Below are 2,097 nucleotides of genomic sequence, written 5' to 3'. Positions count from 1 at the left end.
TTAAATCTAGGATAAAGTCTTCAAAAATACTTACTTCTATTAGATCTTTCCCTTTACATATAACTCTTGAAGTTGATAATATCCACTTTCCTTAAAGATATATACTTCAACTGTCTCAGTACGGTTATCTACGATCCAATACCCTTTAACTCCTGTCGGTTCATATACTTTTATTTTTAGCTAACGCTCATTTTTGTCAGTTAATGGCGTATTTTTACAATTATGGAGAGGGAACCGAATGGTAAACGTGGTTCCATTTCCTTTTTGGCTTTGGACGATGATTTTTCCATGAAGCGAGTCGATAATGCGATAGCTCACCATGAGTCCTATGCCAGTTCCTTTTTCTTTCAGAGAATAAAAAGGTTGCCCAAGACGTTTCACTTCGTCTTCATTCATCCCGACTCCCTCATCTTGGATTTGGATCACCACTTGCTGTGATTCCTGTTTCATGAGAATGGAAACCGCACCACCTTGATGTATCGCTTCGATGCCATTTTTGATGATATTGAGGAAGGCTTGTTTCACTTTTTGGGGATGACCCAATATTACACACTCTTGCTCCGGAAGTCGGACGTCTATGCTTACTTTTCGTTCTAAAGCATAGGAGTAGAGAATATTGACGACCGTTTGTATTGTTTCGCAAACATCTACGGACTCTTTCATATCCGCTTCTGGCTTGGCAAGCGAAAGATATTCGGTAATGACGGCATTCGCCCGATCCACTTCTTCTATACAAACTTGAACATACCCTTTATACGTCTCTGAAATTGGCGATTGTAGAAGTAACTGGAGAAATCCTCGATTGGTCTGCATAGGATTTCGAATTTCATGAGCAAAGGAACTCGCCAATTCTCCGAGTATCTTATATTTTTCCGCCTGTTGAGCATCCATGTGTAACTGAGAATTTTCCCTTAAGGTTTCAATCAGAAAAATAGTTACAAAGGTGGCAACACATATCGTTAAAACTTCCTGAAGTGTGCTAAAAAATTCCATGTCTTGCAAATCCACGAGGATGAAGATCAAGGACATCCCCAATGTTATCCTCCAAGTCAGTTTCATTCGACCTGCTCGATCTTGCTGGACGAAACGTGGATATGCTAAAAAAAACATGGGTAAGAGGAACAAGATTTCGTATACCGTTGAATAAAAACCAGTCCCTCCAAAGTACCAACGATACAACAATAAAATAATCGTGAGAACAATACCAGTTGCGTATCCATCTCCATAAAATATACCTATCATGAGTGCTACAAACCGTAGATCATTTCGCTCGTTTACATCCGAATAGATTGGGAAGGACATGCACAATACTAATGTAATCATTGCCAAGAAACTGAAAATTAATTTTTGACGCTTCGTTTCGATGAATTGATGACGATTGGTTAAATACATAGAATAAAAAAAGACAGGAATCAAAATAATCATTACTTGTAAGAGCAAATTTTTAGTATATTCCATACAGTTTACCTCATTATTAAACTTATTCTAGTATAAAAGGAAACTGAATATAAAAACAGGGGAAAAAAATGGGTTCTAATGCAAAAAATTCAAAACAATCTCAATTAATCTCTAAAGCTTGGAGATACTGATACTATTACTCTAAAAAAGGGGTATGATCAGTATGGGGTCCTGATACGATTGGTTTATTAAGCATTTCAATTGTTATAGGTTTAGTAGGATTATCTTCGCATCTGGTTAATTCAGGTATATAAAATTTGCTTCTTAATGTAACGGGTAGATTTAGTTGAAGAAAGCCACTGATTTTTATCAGTGTTTTTTTTGTTTGTTTAATGGAAGACTTCTTACGATTATCTATTTATTCAATCACGGCGGAATTCTAGTTACTTAATTCCATTAATAATTCGTGGACAATGTGTTGTTCAAAATCTTTTGGCTTATCCAATTGTATCCCTCTTCTTGACGCAGCTGCAATTATTAGTCCTAATTCATAGTACATATTTTTAGAAACTAATCCTTTTGAAATCATTTTCTTCACTTCATAATAAAATTGAATCAAAAAATCACTTGGTAATTTTTCATACAAAGACATTTTTGGAAACACCCACTATTCCTACTGTTTTAATAGGAATAATATCA

3 protein-coding genes are annotated in these 2,097 nt (G+C 35.5%); all 3 read right to left on the bottom strand.

Annotation, left to right across the window (positions count from 1 at the left end):
• Positions 1–39: 39 nt before the first annotated feature.
• The 3 genes from V7659_RS32195 to V7659_RS27380 all read right to left on the bottom strand — a co-directional run bounded on the left by V7659_RS32195 (position 40) and on the right by V7659_RS27380 (position 2,050).
• Positions 40–174 (bottom strand): hypothetical protein, encoded by a 135-nt coding sequence (locus V7659_RS32195; protein WP_420491456.1) that lies wholly within the window; start codon positions 172–174, stop codon positions 40–42.
• 6 nt (positions 175–180) lie between these two features.
• The gene (locus tag V7659_RS27385; protein ID WP_335543234.1) at positions 181–1,458 is read right to left on the bottom strand and encodes an ATP-binding protein; all 1,278 of its coding nucleotides are present in this window, start codon (positions 1,456–1,458) and stop codon (positions 181–183) included.
• Between the two features lie 379 nt (positions 1,459–1,837).
• The gene (locus tag V7659_RS27380; RefSeq protein WP_335543233.1) at positions 1,838–2,050 is read right to left on the bottom strand and encodes a hypothetical protein; all 213 of its coding nucleotides are present in this window, start codon (positions 2,048–2,050) and stop codon (positions 1,838–1,840) included.
• Positions 2,051–2,097: the final 47 nt, after the last annotated feature.

The sequence above is a fragment of the Neobacillus drentensis genome (assembly GCF_036966985.1).
In the GTDB taxonomy this organism is placed as follows: Bacteria; Bacillota; Bacilli; order Bacillales; family Cytobacillaceae; genus Neobacillus; species Neobacillus drentensis_E.
This window is presented reverse-complemented; position numbering and strand designations above follow the sequence as displayed.

Bases quoted from the DNA above. Each gene is read 5' to 3' on its own strand.
- V7659_RS27385 (WP_335543234.1), bottom strand. From the start codon at position 1,458: ATGGAATATACTAAAAATTTGCTCTTACAAGTAATGATTATTTTGATT.
- V7659_RS27380 (WP_335543233.1), bottom strand. From the start codon at position 2,050: ATGTCTTTGTATGAAAAATTACCAAGTGATTTTTTGATTCAATTTTAT.